Source organism: Streptomyces sp. CRCS-T-1, from assembly GCF_024442335.1.
Classification (GTDB): Bacteria; Actinomycetota; Actinomycetes; order Streptomycetales; family Streptomycetaceae; genus Streptomyces; species Streptomyces koelreuteriae.
The window spans coordinates 5082604-5102071 of record NZ_CP101651.1 but is presented as its reverse complement, the minus strand read 5'-3'; the positions used below and the strand labels follow the sequence as shown (position 1 = coordinate 5102071).

The 19468-nt window shown below is 74.0% G+C and carries 11 protein-coding genes; 10 read left to right on the top strand and 1 reads right to left on the bottom strand.

What is annotated here, in order from left to right:
- The first annotated feature begins 46 nt into the window (after positions 1-46).
- The 9 genes from NNW99_RS23155 (at position 47) to NNW99_RS23115 (ending at position 18395) form a co-directional block, all read left to right on the top strand.
- Complete coding sequence (locus NNW99_RS23155; RefSeq protein ID WP_215124419.1) at positions 47-4213, top strand: FHA domain-containing protein; 4167 nt, start codon at positions 47-49, stop codon at positions 4211-4213.
- Between the two features lie 200 nt (positions 4214-4413).
- On the top strand, positions 4414-5826 hold the full coding sequence (locus tag NNW99_RS23150) for an ABC transporter substrate-binding protein (protein WP_215121051.1): 1413 nt from the start codon (positions 4414-4416) through the stop codon (positions 5824-5826).
- A gap of 4 nt (positions 5827-5830) precedes the next feature.
- Complete coding sequence (locus NNW99_RS23145) at positions 5831-7177, top strand: carbohydrate ABC transporter permease (RefSeq protein ID WP_251057909.1); 1347 nt, start codon at positions 5831-5833, stop codon at positions 7175-7177.
- Positions 7174-8034, top strand: a complete 861-nt coding sequence (locus tag NNW99_RS23140; protein ID WP_215121050.1) for a carbohydrate ABC transporter permease — start codon at positions 7174-7176, stop codon at positions 8032-8034. Before NNW99_RS23145 ends, NNW99_RS23140 begins: the two co-directional genes overlap by 4 nt.
- Positions 8035-8175: 141 nt before the next feature.
- Positions 8176-10434 (top strand): bifunctional glycosyltransferase family 2 protein/CDP-glycerol:glycerophosphate glycerophosphotransferase, encoded by a 2259-nt coding sequence (locus NNW99_RS23135; protein WP_215121049.1) that lies wholly within the window; start codon positions 8176-8178, stop codon positions 10432-10434.
- Positions 10435-10495: 61 nt separating this feature from the next.
- Complete coding sequence (locus tag NNW99_RS23130; protein WP_215121048.1) at positions 10496-12694, top strand: CDP-glycerol glycerophosphotransferase family protein; 2199 nt, start codon at positions 10496-10498, stop codon at positions 12692-12694.
- A gap of 8 nt (positions 12695-12702) precedes the next feature.
- On the top strand, positions 12703-14943 hold the full coding sequence (locus NNW99_RS23125; protein ID WP_215121047.1) for a bifunctional glycosyltransferase family 2 protein/CDP-glycerol:glycerophosphate glycerophosphotransferase: 2241 nt from the start codon (positions 12703-12705) through the stop codon (positions 14941-14943).
- Entirely contained in the window at positions 14940-16745 is a 1806-nt protein-coding gene (locus tag NNW99_RS23120) for a hypothetical protein (protein ID WP_215121046.1), read from the top strand. Before NNW99_RS23125 ends, NNW99_RS23120 begins: the two co-directional genes overlap by 4 nt.
- 72 nt (positions 16746-16817) lie before the next feature.
- Positions 16818-18395 (top strand): hypothetical protein, encoded by a 1578-nt coding sequence (locus NNW99_RS23115; protein ID WP_215124417.1) that lies wholly within the window; start codon positions 16818-16820, stop codon positions 18393-18395.
- Here NNW99_RS23115 and NNW99_RS23110 read toward each other — a convergent pair.
- Entirely contained in the window at positions 18385-18798 is a 414-nt protein-coding gene (locus NNW99_RS23110; protein WP_215121045.1) for an organic hydroperoxide resistance protein, read from the bottom strand. The two genes, NNW99_RS23115 and NNW99_RS23110, sit on opposite strands and share 11 nt — an antisense overlap.
- Before the next feature lie 119 nt (positions 18799-18917).
- On the opposite strand from NNW99_RS23110, the gene NNW99_RS23105 reads away from it, so the two are divergent.
- Positions 18918-19406: a MarR family winged helix-turn-helix transcriptional regulator gene (locus NNW99_RS23105; protein WP_215121044.1), complete on the top strand. Its 489-nt coding sequence runs from the start codon at positions 18918-18920 to the stop codon at positions 19404-19406.
- Positions 19407-19468 lie beyond the last annotated feature (62 nt).

Genomic DNA, 19468 nt, shown 5'->3' with positions numbered 1-19468 from the left:
CGGGGTGGGGGACTCCGCGCCCGGGCAGAAGGGACCGCTGACGGCGATGCAGATCCGGCTGACCGTCGTAGACCCGCTGGGCCCGTCGGCACCGGCGCAGGGCCGCGCCCCACGCAGCGACGTGCTGGTCACGGCGCCGGCCGGTACGGCGCTCGCGGCGGTGTCCTCCGCGCTCGCCCAGGTGGTCTCCGGCGGCGACGGCTCGGGCACGGTGGTGCTGTACGCCGGGGAGCAGCGGCTCGACGCCCAGCGCTGCACGCTCGGCGAGCCCCCGCTGACCGACGGCGCGGTGCTGTCCGTGGGCGCGCCGGGCGAGCCCGAGCCGCATCCCGAGCTGGACGACGCCCCGGCCCAGCTCCAGGTGGTCGCCGGCCCGGACGCCGGCGGTGTCCATCTGCTGCACGGCGGCGAGATCCGCATCGGCCGCTCCGCCGACGCGGACGTGCCCCTCGACGACCCGGACGTCTCCCGGCTGCACTGCGCGGTGACCGTGGGCGCCGACGGCCGTGTCGCGGTCGCCGACCTGGACTCCACGAACGGCACGACGCTGGACGGCCGGCCGGTGGGCCCCCGGGCCGTCCGGTTCGCGCCCGGCGCGCTGCTCCGGATCGGCGAGTCGGCCCTGCGGCTGGCTCCCGCCGGAGGACCGGGCGCCCGGGTCGGTACGACGCCGGACGGGGAAGGGCACGTACGCGTGCCGGACCCTGCCGACGGTGGCACGACGGCCCACCCCCACACGACGAACCCGCCACCGGCCGGGCCTTCCGGTCCCACGCGGCATGCCCACGGCTCGGCGGCCTGGGGCACACCGGGCGCGACCGGGCAGGGCTCCGTCGACTCGGCCGTGGTGCCGGGGCAGGGCGGGGCGCCCCGGGTGGAGAGCCGGGGTGCGGAGGGGGCCGGGCCGGTCGGGCCTGGGGCGTACCCGGGGGCCGAGCAGCCCAGGCCGGGCACCGGTGGGCGTGGGCGGCGGGTCTCACGGGCCCCGGGAAGCACGGCTTCGACAGGCTTCCCCGACGACTCCGGGCGTGCTTCCGCCCGTGAAGGGACGCGCCCGGCCTCACCGGACGGCCTGGCCCGACCGCCCCGGCAGCGCGGCACCGCCGAGGGCTCGTCGCCCATGGCCTCCCCCGACGGCCCGTCCCACGCGGCCCGGCAGCGCGACGCGTCGTCACAAACGGGCCTCGGCGACGGCGACACCCATGCGGGGCGCTTCGGAGCAGCGGGGGCACCCGGCGGACAGGCCGCCGGGGGCGGGACGCACGGCGGTGGCGGGGCATACGGCGGTAGCGGGGCAGCCGCCGGCCGTGGGGCCCGCGCCGAGGACGGGACACACCCCGGAAGCGGGTCATACGCCGAGGGCGGGACGCACGGCAGTGGCGGGACGCACGGCAGTGGCGGGGCAGTCGCCAGCCGTGGGGCACGCCCCGAGGACGGGACACACCCCGGAGGCGGGTCATACGCCGAGGGCGGGACGCACGGCGGTGGTGGGGCGGTCGCCGACCGTCGGGGCCACGCCGACGACGGGACTTACGCCGGTGGCGGGGCCGACCGCACCGGTGGGGCCTACGGCACCGGGCCTCGTGGTGGAGCCGTCGACGGGTCGGCCTCCTCGGACGCCGGGCAACAGGGACGGGACGGTCGCTCTGGTGGCGGCCCGCGTCGGGGCACCCCGGTCGGGTCGCCGGACGCGGGCCGGGACACGCGCTCCAGTGGCGGCCCCGGCCAGAGCGCCCCAGCCGGACACCCCGACGCACGACGAGACGCTCGCCCCGATCGCGGCCCCGGCCAGAGCACCCCGGCCGGACACCCCGACGCCGGACGAAACGCTCGCCCCGGACAGGGCACTCCGGCCGACCCCCCGGGCGAGCCCTCCGGGCGTGGACGCAAAGGCACTCCCCTCCGGGGCACCGACATACCGCAGGGGACCCGCAGGCGGGGCGGTATCGGGGCGTGGGCGCGGCGGCTGGCCGGAGGGCGTGGTGAGCAGGGGCCGGAGCCGCGTGAGGCGTACGAGGACGAGCCGGCCGGCGGTGAGGCGGAGCGCGCTGCCGTCGTGGCGGCGGCGCCGGAGACCTGGCCGGATCCGGCCACCCTGCTGCTGACGGCACTGGGTCCGGGGCCCCGGCTGTGGGAGCGCGGTCCGGACCACCCGGAGGCGCTCGCGGTGCGTCTCGGCACGGCCGACCGGGCGGTGCCGGACGGCTCGGGCCTGCTGCCCGCGGTGCCGGTGACCGCCGGGCTGCGCGAGGCCGGCGCGCTGGGCCTCGCCGGACCGCGGGCGCGGCTCGGCGGGCTGGCCCGTGCCCTACTGGCCCAGCTCACCGCGCTGCACTCCCCCGACATGCTGGAGATCGTCCTGATCGCGGCGGACCGCTCCCGCCCTCTGGAGGAGCGCACCGCCGAGTGGTCCTGGCTGGGCTGGCTGCCGCATGTCCGGCCCGGGCACGGCCAGGACTGCCGGCTGCTCCTCGCGCACGACCGGGAACAGGCCGCGGCCCGCACCGACGAGCTCCTCCGCCGCCTGGAGGACCAGCTGGCCGAGGCGGGAGCGGGGAGCGCCGACCCCGCCACCGGCCACCCGGCCCCCGACGACGGGCCTGATCCGGACGCCGTCCCCTTCCCCGGCCCGTTCACCGTGCTCGTCGTGGACGGCGACCCCGGCGGGGCCGATCTGCGCGAGGCCGTGGCACGGCTCGCGGCGGAGGGCCCGCGGGCCGGGATACACGTGGTGTGTCTGGCCGAGACGGCCGCCGCGTCCCCGGCCTCGCCGGTGACGGAGACGTACGAGGCGGCCTGCGCGGTGTCGCCGACGTTCCGCCAGTGCGGCGCGGTCGCGCTGCTCAGCGGGGACGTGGCGACGGCGCTGCGGCTGATGCGCGTGGCCCGGGCCGGAGCGGGCTCCGCCCCGGCCGGTCACGGCACGGTCGCCACCGTCGACGCCGTCTCCCCCGCCTGGGCCGAGCGCTTCGCGCGGGCGCTGGCGCCCCTGCGGACGGACGCCGCGACGAGCGAGCGGCAGCCGCGGGTCTCCGCGCCGCTGCCCCAGGCGGCCCGGTTGCTGGACGAGCTGGGCCTGGCCCGGGCCACCCCGGCGTCGCTGATGGCGCGCTGGGCGGACGCGGCCGACGACGCCGACGCGCTGGGCGGCCGGGTGCGCGCGGTGCTGGGCGCCGGGCCGCGCGGCCCGGTCGGCGCGGACCTCGCGGCCCAGGGGCCGCATCTGCTGATCGAGGGCCCGCCGGGCAGCGGCCGCACGGAGCTGCTGCGGGCGGTCGTCGCGTCCCTGGCCGCCGCCGAGCGGCCGGACCGGCTGGGCATCGTGCTGGTCGACGGCCGGGGCGGCCCCGGCCCCGCGGCGGGCTCGGGCGGCGGGCACGGCGAGGGACTGCGGGTGTGTACGGACGTACCGCATGTCACCACGCATCTCTCGGCCCACGACCCGGTCCGGATGCGGGAGTTCGCGCAGTCCCTGAGCGCCGAGCTGAAGCGGCGCGCCGAGCTGCTGGGCCGGTCCGACTTCGCCGAGTGGCACAGCGGCCGCGAGCTGTCGGGCCGTGTGGTCGCGCAGCGCACGGCCACGCCCCGGGACGGTGCCCACGCACAGACGGGGGCCGGTGCCGGAGATCTCGACTCCCCGTCCAGTTCGACCATGCGGCTGCGGCCCGGGGCGGCCCGGCGGCGGACCGAGGCGGCGCCGCCGCTGCCCCGGCTCGTCGTGGTCGTCGACGACCTGGACGCCCTGGTCTCCCCCGCGCTCGGCTCGACCGGGCGGCCCGCCGCCGGCTCGGTGATGCGCGCGCTGGAGGCCGTGGCCCGGGAGGGCGAGCGGCTCGGCGTCCACCTGGTGACGGCCTCCGGCCCCTGCCCCCGTACGGCGGAGACGGAACCGGCCCGCCGGGCCACCCTGCGCGTCAAGCTCGACACCCCGGCACCCGGTCCGGACGAGCCCGCGCCCGGCCGGGGCAGCCTGACCTGCGCGGACGGGCGGGTGACACCGCTTCAGGGCGGGCGGGTCACCGGCCGCATCCCCCGCACGGCGACCCTGCGCCCCACGGTCGTACCGCTGGAATGGCACCGCATGGGTGACCCTCCCACCCGGCGTCCGGTGCGGGAACTCGGAAACGGCCCGACCGACCTGGCACTGTTGGCCAGCGCGCTGGAAAGGGCGGCGAGGGAGGTCTCGGCGGCACAGGTGCCGTCACTCCTGTAGCACGTGCCGGCACGCGTACATGGCACTGGCCGGAAGCCGACCCCCGCCCGATGATCAGAGGTTCAGCCCCTGGTCACGAGGGGGTCACGATCCCCCGCTTGACAGCCGACGCCATCTTGCCGCCCCCGCACACCCGGGCGTAGACCAGATCGCACGGGAGCGCGCTCGACGTTCGACGAGGAACGAAGAACGGGGCAGTCATGCGCATGACGAGCAGCACCATCCGGACACGCTGGTCGCCCAAGCGGGACAAGGCGACCCCCCAGCACCGCAGAGCCGCCAAGGCCGCGGCGGCCGTCGCCGCGGGAGCCCTCGCGCTCTCGCTCACCGCCTGCGGAGGCGACAGCGACAGCGGCGGCGGAAGCCAGGGCACCGCCGAGGAGACCGCCGACAACGTCACCCTGCCGAAGCTGGACGGGACGAACCTGGAGATCGCCGCCGTCTGGACCGGTACCGAACAGGCCAACTTCAAGAAGGTCCTGGCGGAGTTCGAGAAGCGCACGGGCGCCACGGTCACGTTCGTGCCCGCCCAGGACCCGATCATCAACTTCATCGGTTCGAAGGTGGCCGGCGGGCAGCCGCCGGACGTCGTGATGCTGCCGCAGCCGGGCGCCATCAAGCAGGCCGTCGACCGGGGCTGGGCCAAGCCGCTGGGCTCCGACGCCCTGAAGGAGCTCGGCGAGAACTACTCGCAGGGCTGGCAGGACATCGGCAAGGTGGGCGGCAAGAGCTACGGCGTCTACTACAAGGCCGCCAACAAGTCCCTGATCTGGTACAACAACCAGGTCTTCGAGAACGCGGGGGCCAGTGAGCCCGAGACCTGGCCGGATCTGCTCAACACCGCGCAGACGGTCTACGACTCCGGCGTCACCCCGTTCTCCGTCGGCGGCGCCGAGGGCTGGACGCTGACCGACTGGTTCGAGAACGTCTACCTCTCCCAGGCGGGCCCGGAGAAGTACGACCAGCTCGCCCAGCACGAGATCAAGTGGACGGACCCGTCCGTGAAGGACGCGCTGACCACGCTCGCGCAGGTCTGGGGCAAGCCGGACTACATCGCGGGCGGGGCGAACGGGGCGTTGCAGACCGACTTCCCGGCCTCCGTCACGCAGGTCTTCACCGGCGGGGACCAGCCCAAGGCCGCCATGGTCGCCGCGGGCGACTTCGCTCAGGTCAACATCCCCTCGAACATGAAGATCGGCACGGACGCGAAGGTGTTCCCGTTCCCGGCGGTCGGTGACAACGGACCGGTGGTCTCGGGCGGCGACGCGGCCGTGATCCTGGAGGACTCGAAGGGCTCGCAGGCCCTGGCCACCTGGCTCGCCTCACCCGACGCGGCCGAGATCCAGGCCAAGCTGGGCGGCTACCTCTCGCCGAACAAGAACGTGCCGAACTCCGCGTACCCGAACGCGGTGCAGCAGAAGATCGCCAAGGCGCTCATCGGCGCCGGGGACGACTTCCGCTTCGACATGTCCGACCAGGCCCCGCAGGCCTTCGGCGGCACGCCCGGCAAGGGCGAGTGGAAGATCCTCCAGGACTTCCTGAAGAACCCGAAGGACATCGCGGGTACGCAGGCGAAGCTGGAGGCCGAAGCGGCCGCGGCCTACGGGGACTGATGTCATGACGTCGGCCACGGCGGCAGGGGGCGGCAAGCCCCCTGCCGCTCCCAAGACGCGCAAGAGTGTGACCGGCACCCGCAGGACCGTCGTGGCGCTGTTCCTGCTGCCCGCGCTCGTCCTGCTCGGCGCGCTCGTGGTGTACCCGATCGGGTACTCGGTCGTACGCAGCTTCTACGACCAGCCCGGCGAGAGCTTCGCCGGGATGGACAACTACAAGGCTCTCTTCACCGACGACGGCATCCGCACCGCGCTGAAGAACAACGTGTTCTGGGTGGTGTTCGCGCCGACGGTCGCGACGGCGCTCGGCCTGGTCTTCGCGGTGCTGACCGAACGGGTGCGCTGGGGTACGGCGTTCAAGCTGGTCGTCTTCATGCCGATGGCGATCTCGATGCTGGCGGCGGGCATCATCTTCCGCCTGGTGTACGACCAGGATCCGGACAAGGGCGTGGCGAACGCGGTGTGGGTGGGCGTGCACGACACGTTCGCGCAGGCGTCGGCGTTCCCGAAGGCCCATCCGGGCCGGCAGTCGCCGCTGGAGCCGGCCGGCGGCGGCGCGTTCATCACCAAGTCGCCCGTCCGCGCGGGCGAGCCCGTCTCGCTGCCCCTGGTGGGTGTGGCGCCCGATCTGATGCCCGACGGCGCGAAGGCCGCCGTGGCGCCGAAACCCGAGCCGGACAAGGTCACCGGCACGACCTGGCAGGACTTCACGCGGGGCAAGGGCGTGGGCACCCTGGGCGGGGTCGACGCGGCCGAACTGGGCTACGCCGGCATGAGGATCGAGGCGGTGAAGGACGGCAGGGTCGTGGCCTCGGCGACGGCGGCCGGTGACGGCACCTTCACGCTGCCGGCCTCGGCCGACGGGGCCCAACTGAAACTCCCCGCAAGCAACTTCAAGGAGCCCTACAACGGCCTGGACTGGCTCGGCCCGTCCCTGGTCACCCCGTCCATCATCGGCTCGTACATCTGGATGTGGGCGGGCTTCGCGATGGTGCTGATCGCGGCCGGGCTCGCGAGTGTGCCCCGGGAGCTGCTGGAGGCGGCCCGGGTCGACGGCGCGAGCGAGTGGCAGGTGTTCAGACGGGTCACGGTGCCGCTGCTGGCGCCGGTCCTCGCGGTCGTCACCGTCACCCTGATGATCAATGTGCTGAAGGTCTTCGACCTGGTCTTCATCATCGCCCCCGGCTCCTCCCAGGACGACGCGAACGTCCTGGCCCTGGAGCTGTACCGCAAGGGCTTCTCCGAGGACCAGCCGGGCGTCGCGAGCGCCATCTCGGTGTTCCTGCTGCTCCTGGTGATCCCGGTGATGTGGTTCAACGTACGGCGGCTGCGGCGGGAGGTGCGGCGATGAAGGCGAAGCAGTCGCTGGGGTCCCGGCTCGCCGAGGGCGTCAGCGGGGGGCTGGTGAGGGTGTTCCTCATCCTGGTCGGCCTGTTCTGGCTGGTGCCGACGCTCGGTCTGCTGCTGGCCAGTCTCCGCTCGCCGGAGGACATCGCGGCGAGCGGCTGGTGGAAGGTGTTCACGGAGCCCTCGCAGATCACCTTCGACAGCTACGCGAAACTGCTGGAGAACGACGACATCACCGGTTCCCTGCTGAACACGGTGTGGATCACCGTCCCGGCGACCCTGCTGGTGGTGATCATCGGCTCGCTGGCGGGCTATGCCTTCGCGTGGATGGAGTTCCCGGGCCGGGACTGGTGGTTCCTCGGTGTGGTCGGCCTGTTGGTCGTACCGGTGCAGGTCGCGCTGATCCCGATCGCCGAACTCTTCGGCAACATCGGCATCTTCGGCTCGGTGCTCGGCGTGGTGCTCTTCCACGTCGGCTTCGGTCTGCCGTTCGCGGTGTTCCTGCTGCGGAACTTCTTCGCCGAGATCCCGAGGGAGCTGCTGGAGGCGGCGCGCCTGGACGGGGCGGGTGAACTGCGCCTGTTCTTCCGTGTCGTGATGCCGCTCGGCGGCCCGGCGATCGCCGCCCTCGGCATCTTCCAGTTCCTGTGGGTGTGGAACGACCTGCTGGTCGCGCTGATCTTCTCGGACTCCGGGAGCCAGCCGATCACGGTCGCGCTGCAGACGCAGGTACGGCAGTTCGGCAACAACATCGATGTGCTGGCACCCGGCGCGTTCATCTCCATGGTGATCCCGCTGGCCGTCTTCTTCGCGTTCCAGCGGCAGTTCGTGTCCGGCGTGATGGCTGGAGCGGTCAAGTAGGCGTCAGAACAAGGGAGTTGGAGGGGCGGGCCGGTGACGGTCCGCCCCTTCGGGATTCCCCCGGATGACGTAGCCGCCGTAACCAAGTGGCCCTCCCGGCCGTTCCCGGGCCGAACGCCCGCGCCGACCGATGGATGCCTCTTGCCCAGGTTCAGTGTCATTGTCCCCGCGTACCAGGTTCAGGCGTACCTGCACGAGTGCCTGGAGTCGGTGCTCTCCCAGTCCTGTCCCGATCTGGAACTGATCGTCGTCGACGACTGCTCGCCGGACGCGTGCGGCGCGATCATCGACGAGTTCGCCGCCCGCGACGCGCGTGTACAGCCCGTCCATCTGCCGGAGAACGTCGGCCTGGGCCCCGCCCGCAACGCCGGAGTGGCGCGCGCCAGCGGCGACTACCTGCTGTTCCTCGACAGCGACGACACCCTCACGCCCGACGCGCTGCGCTCCATCGCCGACCGGCTGAAGGAGACCGGCGAGCCGGACGTCCTGGTCTTCGACTACGCGCGCACCCACTGGACGGGCGAGGCGGTCCGCAACCAGGCGGCCCTGCAGCTCAGCGAGGAGGGCCCGGCCCCCTTCCGCCTGGAGGACCGGCCGGGCCTGCTGAAGCTGCTGATGGTCGCCTGGAACAAGGCCTACCGGCGGGAGTTCCTCGAGGAGAAGGGGTTCGCCTTCCCGCCCGGCTACTACGAGGACACGCCGTGGACGTACCCGGTGCTGATGACGGCCGAGTCGATCGCGACCCTCGACCGCGTCTGTGTGCACTACCGGCAGCGGCGCATGGGCAGCATCCTGCGCACCACCAGTGAGCGGCACTTCGACGTCTTCGACCAGTACGACCGGGTGTTCGCGTATCTCGACGAGCGCCCCGAACTGAACCGGTGGCGGCCGGCGCTGTTCCGCCGCATGATCAACCATCTGGCGATCGTGTACTCCCGGCCGGACCGGCTGCCGCGCGGCTCACGGGCGGACTTCCTGCGCCGGGCCCGCGCCCACCACCGCCGCTACCGCACCCCCTGCCCGTCCGCGCCCCTGCGCGCCCGGGTGCACCACACCCTGATCCGCTTCGGCCTGCACCGCACCTACCGCACGCTGCATCTGACGGCGGCCCTGCACCGCGCCGCCGCCCGGACCTCCGGCATGCTGCTGCGCGGTCTGCGGACCGCCGCGCTCCGGGTCCACTACGGCGTCCAGCGCCGTCTGCCGGTGCGCGACCGGGCCGTCTTCGCCGCCTACGACGGCCGCGGCCACGGCTGCAACCCGGGCGCGCTGGAGTCCACGATCCGCGACCTCGCGCCGCACATCCGCACGGCGTGGATCGCCCGTCCGGAGCACCACCACGCCAGTCCGCCCGGCCCGCGCTGCCTCGTCCCCGGCTCCGCCGCCTACTGGACGGCGCTCGCCCGCTCCCGGTACCTGGTCAGCAACACCGACTTCGACGACCGCCTGGTCAAGCGCCGGGGCCAGGTCCTGATCCAGACCGGGCAGGGCACCCCGCTGGGGCACATCGGCCTGGACCTCCAGGAACGCCCGGCGGCGGCCCGCGGCCGGGACTTCGGCCGACTGCTCAAGGGCGTCGACCAGTGGGACTACGTGCTGTCCGCCAACCGCCACACCACCCTGACCCAGGAGCGCGTCCACCCCGGCCGCTACACCACGCTGGAGTACGGCTACCCGCGCAACGACGTGTTCCGGACGGCGACCGAGGCGGACGTGGCCCGGCTGCGCGCCTCGCTGGGCATCCCGGAGGGCACGGTGGCGATCCTCTACGCGCCGACCCACCGCGACTACCGCCGCTCCCAGCACCGCACGCTCGACCTCCAGCGGATCGTGCGCCGCCTCGGCCCGCGCTTCATCGTCCTGGCCCGCGCCCACCACGCCTACGGCGCCCCGCTGGCCACCACCCGCGGCCGGGTCGTCGACGTCAGCGACCATCCGAGCGTGGAGTCGCTCTGTCTGGCCTCGGACGCCCTGGTCACGGACTACTCGTCGCTGATGTTCGACTACGCCAACCTGGACCGGCCGATCGTGATCCACGCCGACGACTGGGAGGCGTACGAGGCCGCCCGCGGCACCTACTTCGACCTGCGGGCCTCCCCGCCGGGCGCCCTCGCGCGCGGTGAGGACGAGCTGATCGACATCTTCGCCACCGGCCACTGGCGGGGCTCCCGCTCGACCCAGCTCCGCGCGGCGTTCCGCGAGCGGTTCTGCGCCTACGACGACGGACGGGCCGCCGAGCGGGTCGTCCGCCGTGTCGTTCTCGGGGAGTCGGAGCTGCCGCCGGTCGTCCCGCTCGACGAGCGCCGTCCGGTGCCGTCGGCGGCGGCCTCGCTGACGCGCGAGCCGCTCACCACGGTGCCGCGGCCGGCCGGTCCCCCAAACGTCACCGACCACCTCTGAAGAGCCTCGAAGATCCCCGAAACCCCTCGAAGCGCTCGAAGCCCTCTACAGAAAGAGCAGAATGCCCCGCTTCAGCATCGTCGTCCCGTCCCATGGGGTCGCGGGCCGGCTGTCCCTGGCGCTGGACTCGGTCCTCGCCCAGTCGTTCGGCGACTTCGAGCTGATCCCGGTGTGCGACGCACCCGACGCACCGGCGGCCGACGTCGTCGCCGGGTACGCCGAGCGGGACTGCCGGGTGACGCCGGTGCACTCCCCGCCGTCGGCCGGGCTGGCCGGGGCGCGCAACACCGGGCTGCGGGCGGCCGTCGGGGGCCATGTGCTGTTCCTCGACGGCGACGACGTCCTGGTCCCGGGGGCACTGGCGGCGCTGGACGCCCGGCTGAGCGCGGTGGGCGACGTGGACGCGCTGTACTTCGAGCACGAGCGCGCCCCCTGGTGGGAGGGCGAGCCGACCAACCCGGCGGCACCTCTGCTGGCCAGGACACCGGACGGGGTCTTCTCCCCCGACCGGGCCCCGGAGCTGACGGGCGTGACGCTCCCGGCGTGGAGCGCGGTCTACCGCCGGGCCTTCCTCACCGAGCGGGACATCACCTTCCCCGGCGGCCACTTCACCGACGTCGGGTTCGGCGCCCTGGTCGCCCTGCGGGCGGAGCGGGTGGCGGCCCTGCGCGCGGTCGTCGTCCGGCATCTGCTGCGCCGGCAGGGCAACCGGCTGAACCTTCCGGGCGAGCACCACGCCGAACTGCTCGACCAGAGCGAGCTGGTGCTGACCCGGGCCGGGGAGCAGGGGCTGTCGGCGGACCGGCTGGAGCCGCTGTTCACGCAGCTCTTCGCCGCCGTGCTGAAGACGGCCGCCCACCCCCGGCGGCTGACGGGCGGGCGCCGTGCCTTCTTCCGCCGGGCGGGCGCGCTCTACCGGCGGCACCGTCCCACCGGCTACCGGGCCCCCGGCGGCAGCCTCGGCGTCCAGCACCGGCTGCTGGCAGCCGGTTCGTACCCGGCGTTCCGCGCCCTGCGCGCCGTCAACCAGCGGGCGCTGCGCGCCGCCGCGCTGCTTCCGCGCCCCCGGGGGCTGCGCACCCGGCTGCGCTACGCGGTGAACCTGCGCCTCCCCCTCGATCGGAACCTCGCCGTGTACTGCGCGTACTGGGGCCGCGGCTACGCCTGCAACCCGGCCGCGATCCACGCCAAGGCCCGCGTGCTCGCCCCGCATCTGCGCTCGGTGTTCCTGGTGGAGGCGGACGCGGTTCAGAGCCTGCCGAAGGACGTGGAGTACGCGGTCATCGGCAGCCGGAAGTACTGGGAGGCCCTGGCCCGCGCCCGGTACCTGGTCAACAACGCCAACTTCGCGGACGCCGTGGTCAAACGCCCAGGCAGCACGCATCTGCAGACCCAGCACGGCACCCCGCTGAAGACGATGGGCGCCGACCAGGCGACGTATCCCGTGGTGGCGGCGGCGACGGGGAGCTTCGCCAGGCTGCTGGCCCGGATGGACCGCTGGGACTACAACCTCACGTCCAACCGGCACTCCACCGAGATGTGGGAGAAGGCGTTCCCCGGCGCGCACGAGACCCTCGAGTACGGCTATCCGCGCAACGACGTCTACTACACGGCGTCCGCCGAGGACGTCGCCCGCGTCCGCAAGGAACTCGGGATCCCCGAGGGCAAGAAGGCGATCCTCTACGCCCCCACGCACCGCGACTGGGCCACCGGCTTCTCGTCCGGCCTGGACCTGGCCGAGTTCTGCGAGGCGATCGGCGACGACTGGGTGGTGCTGCTGCGCGCCCACTACTTCTACGACCGGGGGCCCGGCCGGAGCGGCGACCGGATCATCGACGTCACGGGGCACCGGTCCTCCGAGGACGTGTGCCTGGCCGCCGACGCGCTGATCACCGACTACTCGTCGATCATGTTCGACTACGCCAACCTGGACCGGCCGATCGTCGTGTACGCCGACGACTGGGACGTCTACCGGGAGACGCGGGGCGTCTACTTCGACCTGATGGAGTGCCCGCCCGGCCGCGTCGCCCGTACGCCCGAGGAGCTGGCGGCGGCCTTCACCGACGGCGGTTACGCGGACGAGTCGGCGACGGCCCTGCGGGCCGCGTTCCGGGAGCGCTTCTGCCAGTTCGACGACGGGCGGGCCGCCGAGCGCGTCGTACGCCGGGTGCTGCTGGGGGAGCCGCCCGAGTCGATCCCGCCCGTGACCCCGCTCGCGGAGCGCGTCCCGGCCCCCGCCGCCACCCTCGTAAGGAGCTGACCGAAGAAGTGCCCCGCTTCAGCATCATCGTCCCCGTCTACAAGGTGCAGGGCTTCCTGCGCGAGTGCCTCGACTCGGTGCTCACCCAGTCGTACGGCGACTTCGAGGTCATCGCCGTGGACGACCGCTCCCCCGACGGCAGCGGCGCGATCCTCGACGAGTACGCCGCCCGCGACGCCCGGGTGCGGGTGCTGCACCTGCCCGAGAACGTGGGCCTCGGCCGGGCCCGCAACGCCGGGCGGGAGCGGGCGGCCGGCGACTACGTCCTGTTCCTCGACAGCGACGACCGCTGCACGCCGGGTCTGCTGGCCGCCGTGGCGGCGCGTCTGGAGACGACCGGCGACCCGGACATGCTGGTCTTCGACCATGTGCGCACCCACTGGTGGGGCCGGGGCGGGCGCAGTGATTCGGCGGACCTGCTGGCCGAGGCGGGCACGGAGACCTTCCGCGTCCGGGAGAGCCCGCAGTACCTGAAGCTGTTCCTGGTCGCCTGGAACAAGGCCTACCGGCGCGCGTTCCTCGAGGAGCACGGCCTGGAGTACGCGGCGGGGCTGTACGAGGACGCGCCGGTCACCTACCGGTCGATGGTGCTGGCGGACCGTATCGCCTGCCTCGGCCGGATCGGCGTCGAGTACCGGCAGCGCAGACAGGGCGCGATCACCAGGACGCCGGGGCGGCGGCACTTCGAGATCTTCCCGCAGTACGAGGGCCTGTTCGCGTTCCTGGAGCAGCGCCCCGACCTCGACTGGGCGCGCCCGCTGCTGCTGGAACGGGCGCTGGACCACATGCTGTTCGTGCTGGCCCGCGAGGACCGGGTGCGGCCCGCGGACCGGGGCGACTTCTACCGCGAGATCCGCTCCTTCCACCGCCGGCACCTCCCCGAGGGCGGCTTCCCGGAGCCGGACGGCTGGCGCGGGGTCGAGACGCGGCTGCTGGCGTCGGCGCCCTACGCCTCGTACGCGGCGGTGCGGCGTCTGCGGGACCTGCGCGCGAGTGCCCTGGGCCGGAAGCGGCGGGTGGTGCGGAAGGCGTCGGGGACCGCTCTGCGCACCTGGTACGCGGCCCAGTCGAAGCGCCCGCTCGATCCGCACCTCGCCGTCTACTCGGCGACCCACCACCGGGGCGTGTCCGGCGACCCGGCCGCGATCCACGCCAAGGCCAGCGAGATCGCCCCGCACATCCGGGGCGTATGGGTGGTCCGGGAGGACGCGGTGGACGCGCTGCCGCCCGGCATCGACCATGTGACACCGGGCTCGCGGCGCTACCACGAGGTCATGGCACGGGCCACGTACTGGGTGAACAACGTCAACTGGCCCGGCACCCTGGCCAAGCGGCCCGGCAGCGTCCACATCCACACCCACCAGGGCACCCCGCTCAAGTACATGGGCGCCGACCTGCTGACCAAGCCGGGTGCCCGGCACGGCTTCGACGTTCCGCAGATGCTGCGCCGGGCCGACCGCTGGGACTACAGCCTGGTCGCGGGCCTGCACGCCGAGCGGGCCTGGGAGCGGGCCTACCCGTGCCACTTCACCTCGCTGCGGACCGGCAGCCCGCGCAACGACGCCCTGGTCGGCGCGGACCCGGAGCGGGGCCGGGAGGTGCGCGAGCGGCTCGGCATCCCCGACGGTGACACCGTCGTGCTGTACGCGCCGACCCGGCGCGACTACCGCAAGGGCGGCCATGTCGACCGGTTCGACCCGGCCCGGTTCGCCGAGGACCTCGGCCCCGGCCACACCCTCGTCGTCCGGCTGCACCCCTCACTGGCCGGGGGTGTGGCGCGCGGCCTGGGGCTGGCCGAGCTGCACCGGCGGGGCGTGCTCGTGGACGCGACCGACGAGCCGCATGTCGAGGACGTGCTGCTCGCCTCCGACGCGCTGGTCACCGACTACTCGGCCCTGATGTTCGACTACGCCCTCCTGGACCGGCCGATCGTCGTCCACGCCGACGACTGGGGCGCGTTCGCGGCCAGCCGGGGCGCCTACTTCGACATCACGGCCGACGCGCCGGGCCATGTGTCGCGCTCCTACCGGGAGCTGGCCTGGCTGTTCGCGTCCGGCACCTGGCAGGACAGGGAGGCGGAGCGGCTGCGGGCGGGCTTCCGGGAGCGGTACTGCGAGTTCGAGGACGGGCAGGCGGCCGAGCGGGTCGTACGCCTGCTGATGCTGGGCGAAGCGGGCGGTGCGCCGCTGCCCGCGGCCCGCCGGACCTCCGGTGCCGGTGCGAGGTCCGAGGCGCTGGTCGAGCGATGAGAACACCCGCCACCCCCGAGGCCGTCCCCTCCCTGCCCGGCCAGCGGGCCGCCTCGGCCCGGCCGCCGGCCGCCGCCCAGCGGCCGCGGCCGGTGCACTGGTGGCACGCGGCCCTGGTCGCCGTGCCCACCGCGGCCCTGTTCGTGCTGGGCTACCGACGGCGCTGGATCTGCGACGACGGGCTGATCTATCTGCGTCCGGTCCGGCAGATCCTGGCGGGCAACGGGCCCGTGTTCAACGTCGGAGAGCGGGCGGAGAGTTCGACCGGCACCCTGTGGCAGTGGCTGCTGGCGCTCGCCGCCTGGGTCACCGGCGAGGACCCCGCGTTCCTCGCGGTCGGGCTCGGGCTGCTGCTGAGCGCCGCCGGGTTCGGGCTCGCCCTGTACGCCACGTGCCGGCTGCACCGGGGCGCGAGGCTGCTGCTGCCGGCGGGGGTGTTCGTGCTGCTGGCCGTGCCGCCGTTCTGGTCGTACATGACCTCGGGTCTGGAGAGCGGCCTGGGCGCCTTCTGGACCGGCCTGTCGTGGTGGCTGCTGACGCGCACCCGGCGCGGGCAGGAGACCCGGCCGGTGTACACGGCCGCCTTCGTGTTCGGGCTGGGGACGCTGGTCCGGCCCGATCTCGCGGTGGTCACGGCGTGTTTCCTGGCGGCGCAGTGGTGGGTGCTGCGCCCCTCCCGGCGGGGCACCGCCGCGATGCTGGCCTCGGCGGGAGCGCTGCCGCTGGCGTACGAGGTGTTCCGGGCGGGGTACTACGGGATCCTGGTGCCGCTGCCCGCCATCGCCAAGGAGGCGAGCGCCAGCGACTGGAGCCGGGGCGCCGGATACGTACAGGAGACGCTCGGGCCGTACTGGCTGTGGCCGGTCGTCCCCGTGCTCGGCGCGCTGGCCGTGCTGCTGGTGCGGCGCACCCGCCGGGAGCGGCGGTACCGCGCCCCCGGGCGGACCTCGCTCGCGGTGGTGCTGGCTCCGCTGGCCGCGGGCCTGCTGCTGTCCGCGTACGTCATCCGTGTCGGCGGTGACTACATGCACGCGCGCATGATCCTGCCCGCCCTTCTGCTGCTGCTCCTGCCGGTGCTGGTCGTCCCGGCGAACCGATTCACCGGCGTGGCGAGCGCGCTGCTGCTGGTGTGGCTGTGCGCGGCGGTCAGCCCGCTGCGGACGCCGTTCGACGTGCGGAGCACGCCCGCCTCGTTCAATGTGCGCAGCTCCGACGTGGAGGCCCTCGGCGACCACAACCCGGTGCGCACCGGCACCTGGGTGGCCAACTGGCCCGCCCTGCCGGAGGCGCGCGGCATGCTCGCGCAGGCCGTGCGGGCGCCCGGGCCGACGCTGCTGTACTTCGACGCCGGGCGGCGGCTGCACACCACACCGATGCGGCCGGACTCCCGGTACCACGTGGTGATCGTGGGCCGTCATCTCGGCGTCACGGGAGCCGCGGCGTCGCTCGACGCCTACGTCAACGACGCCTGGGGGCTGGCCAGTCCCGTCGGCGCGCATCTCGCGCTGGAGCGGTGGAGCTGGCCCGGGCACGAGAAGTTCCTGCGCAACCACTGGGTCTTCGCGGAGTGGGCGGCACAGCGTCCGCCGGAGCGGGATCTGCTGCGGGCCGGGGCCTCCCTGGAGACGGTGGTGGCGGCCCGGGCCGCGCTGGACTGCGGCGAACTGGCCGAACTGAGGGAGTCGGTGCGGGCGCCGCTCACCGCCGAGCGGTTCTGGCGGAACCTCACGGGGTCCGTCGAGCGGACGGGGTTCCGGTTCGCGCGCTGGCCCGCGACGGCGGAGAGGGCGCTCTGCGACTGACCCGATGAGGTGACCCGGGGTCAGGGCACGCGCGGGGGCGGGAACATCTGGCGCATGCCCGCCCCCACCTCTGTGAGCGCCTCGGTCCTGGTCCGGCGGACCGTGCGCGGTGCGACGGCGCTGCGCGGCGGGCCGATGGGCCGTCTCACCCCGTACCGGCTCTTCGGCGCCCTGTTCTGGCTGGTGATGACGCTGGCGTACTGGCGGGTGCCGCTGTGCTGCGACGCCGGGCTGCACGCGGCGGTGGTGGAGCGGCTCCAGGCCGATCTGCTCCATCCGGCCCACCCCATGGCCGACCTGCCGGGCGAGGGCAGTCCGTACTACGGCCCGTACGCCGTCGCGCAGGGCGCCCTGGCGCGGCTGACGGGGCTGTCCGGCTGGGGAGTCCTGAAGCTCGCCGGGCCCGTGCATCTGCTGGTGCTGCTGACGGGGCTCGGCCGTTTCGTGCGGACCCTCACGCCGCGTCCCTGGGCGCCGGTACTGGTCCTGCTGTTCATGACGCTGCTGTGGGGCACGGCGCGGATCCCGGGGAGCGGTCACCTCGATCTGCTGGCGATGACGACGAACCTGGGCCATCCCTCCGCGCTCGCGATCGGGCTGACGCTCTGGGCGTGGGCCTGGACGGCGACGCGTGCGCGTGCGGACGCCCCCGTGCGGTTCGTCGGTCCGAGCGGGCTCGGCGGCCGGGCGGGGTACGCGGGGCTCGGCGCCCTGTACGGGCTGATCCTGCTCACCCATGCCGTCACCGCGACCTCGGCGCTCATCGGCGCGGTGGCGATCGTGGCGTCCCGGCAGCGCGGATGGCGCCGCCCGGTCGTGGCGCGCTGGGCGCTCACCGGGGTGGTCTGCGGGGCGGTCGCGGTGGCGTGGCCGTACTACGACGTGCTGGATGCGGTGAGCGGGACGGGCGGGGACGCGGGCGACCTGCGGCTGTACGAGGAGATGTTCGCCGGCTCCTGGCTGGCGCTGCTCGGGCTGCCCGCGCTGTGGGTGCGGGCGCGCGGGTCTCTTCGTGATCCGCTGGTGCCGATGTTCCTGCTGGAGTGCCCGCTGGTGGCGTACGGCCTGCTGAGCGGGCACTTCGCGTACGCCGCTGCCCTGTGGGCCGTCCTGCTGCCGCCGCAGTGCGCGCTGGCCGTGGAGCTGGCGGCGCCCCGGCCCTGGCGGCGGGCCCGGAAGGTGCTGGGCGGGGTGGCGGCGGCCGGGGTGTGCGCCGGGTTCGTCACCGTGCACGCCGGGGCTGTCGTGCCGCGCTCGGTCGACCCGGTGGGGTTCGCACAGCCCGTGCGCCGGCCGGCGTACGACTGGGCGGCAGCGCACATCGGGCCGGGCGAGGTGGTGATCACCGACGGGTACCGGGCCGGGCAGTCCCTCGCCGGGTACGGGCCGAACCTCGTCGCACCCGTGCGGCCCGACCCGGCCCTGGACGAGCGGGAGCGGGAGCGCCGGGCGGCCGACGTGCGGGCCTATCTGGCCCCTGGTTCGACCCGCGCCGGGCGTGCCGCCGTCGTCCGCCGCTACCACGTGCGCTGGCTGCTGCTGACGCCCCGGCACCCGCTGCCCGAGGAGGCCGTGGTGGTGGCGTGGAGCAGGGAGACGGGGGAGGTGCTGGCGCGGGTCGGGGATGGAGCGCCGGTGCCTACTCGATGACGAGGTCGACCTCGATGTTGCCGCGGGTGGCGTTGGAGTACGGGCAGACCTGGTGGGCCTGCTCGACCAGCTTGCGGCCGGTCGCCTCGTCCACGCTGTCGGGCAGCTCGACGCGGAGCGTGACGGCGAGGCCGAAGCCCTCGCCCTGCTTGCCGATGGAGACCTCGGCGGTCACGGCGGCGTCGCTGACGTCGACCTTGGCCGCGCGGCCGACGAGGCCGAGGGCGCTGCCGAAGCAGGCGGCGTAACCGGCGGCGAAGAGCTGCTCCGGGTTGGTGCCCTGGCCGTTGCCGCCCAGCGCCTGGGGCATGCCCAGCGCGAGGTCGAGCGTGCCGTCGGAGCTGACGGTGCGGCCCTCGCGGCCGTGGGTGGCGGTGGCGACAGCGGTGTAGAGCGCGTCCATGGAAATCTCCCTCTCGCATCACGTTCCGGCGGCCGCTTCCGGTCCGCCTGACAGCCATGATTAGAGCACACAATTAAGTTGTGCGCAATTGAATCGCGGGTCCGAGCTACCCTGGAGCCATGAACACGCCGGACGACGACTGGCTCCGCCTGGACCAGCAGATCTGCTTCTCCCTGCACGCGGCCTCCCGCGCCTTCAACGGCGTCTACCGCGTGATCCTCAAGGACCTCGGGCTCACCTACCCGCAGTACCTGGTGATGCTGGTGCTCTGGGAGCAGGGCGAGCTGCCCGTGAAGAAGCTCGGGGAGCATCTGCGCCTCGACTCCGGCACCCTGTCGCCGCTGCTCAAGCGGCTGGAGGCGGCCGGTCTCGTGCGCCGGGAGCGCAGCGCGCGCGACGAGCGGTCGGTGGAGGTGCGGCTGACCGAGGAGGGCACGGCGCTGCGCACGCGGGCGGTCCGGGTGCCGCGCCGGATCGCGGGCGCGACGGGCTTCGACGCGACCGAGGTCCGCGCTCTGCGGGCCCGTCTCGACGAGCTGACGTCGGCGCTGGACGCGGCGGCGCTCTCGGAGGTGCCGGGGGACGAGCGGTCACCGTCGCAGTCGTAGCCCCAGTCACAGTCATAGCCCCATAGGGCGTTTTATCGCTTTCGCGGCATTCATCCGACTTA

Coding starts and splice junctions, on each gene's coding strand:
- NNW99_RS23140 (WP_215121050.1), top strand. CDS start 7,174: ATGAAGGCGAAGCAGTCGCTGGGGTCCCGGCTCGCCGAGGGCGTCAGC.
- NNW99_RS23150 (WP_215121051.1), top strand. CDS start 4,414: ATGCGCATGACGAGCAGCACCATCCGGACACGCTGGTCGCCCAAGCGG.
- NNW99_RS23105 (WP_215121044.1), top strand. CDS start 18,918: ATGAACACGCCGGACGACGACTGGCTCCGCCTGGACCAGCAGATCTGC.
- NNW99_RS23110 (WP_215121045.1), bottom strand. CDS start 18,798: ATGGACGCGCTCTACACCGCTGTCGCCACCGCCACCCACGGCCGCGAG.
- NNW99_RS23120 (WP_215121046.1), top strand. CDS start 14,940: ATGAGAACACCCGCCACCCCCGAGGCCGTCCCCTCCCTGCCCGGCCAG.
- NNW99_RS23130 (WP_215121048.1), top strand. CDS start 10,496: ATGCCCCGCTTCAGCATCGTCGTCCCGTCCCATGGGGTCGCGGGCCGG.
- NNW99_RS23145 (WP_251057909.1), top strand. CDS start 5,831: ATGACGTCGGCCACGGCGGCAGGGGGCGGCAAGCCCCCTGCCGCTCCC.
- NNW99_RS23155 (WP_215124419.1), top strand. CDS start 47: ATGCAGATCCGGCTGACCGTCGTAGACCCGCTGGGCCCGTCGGCACCG.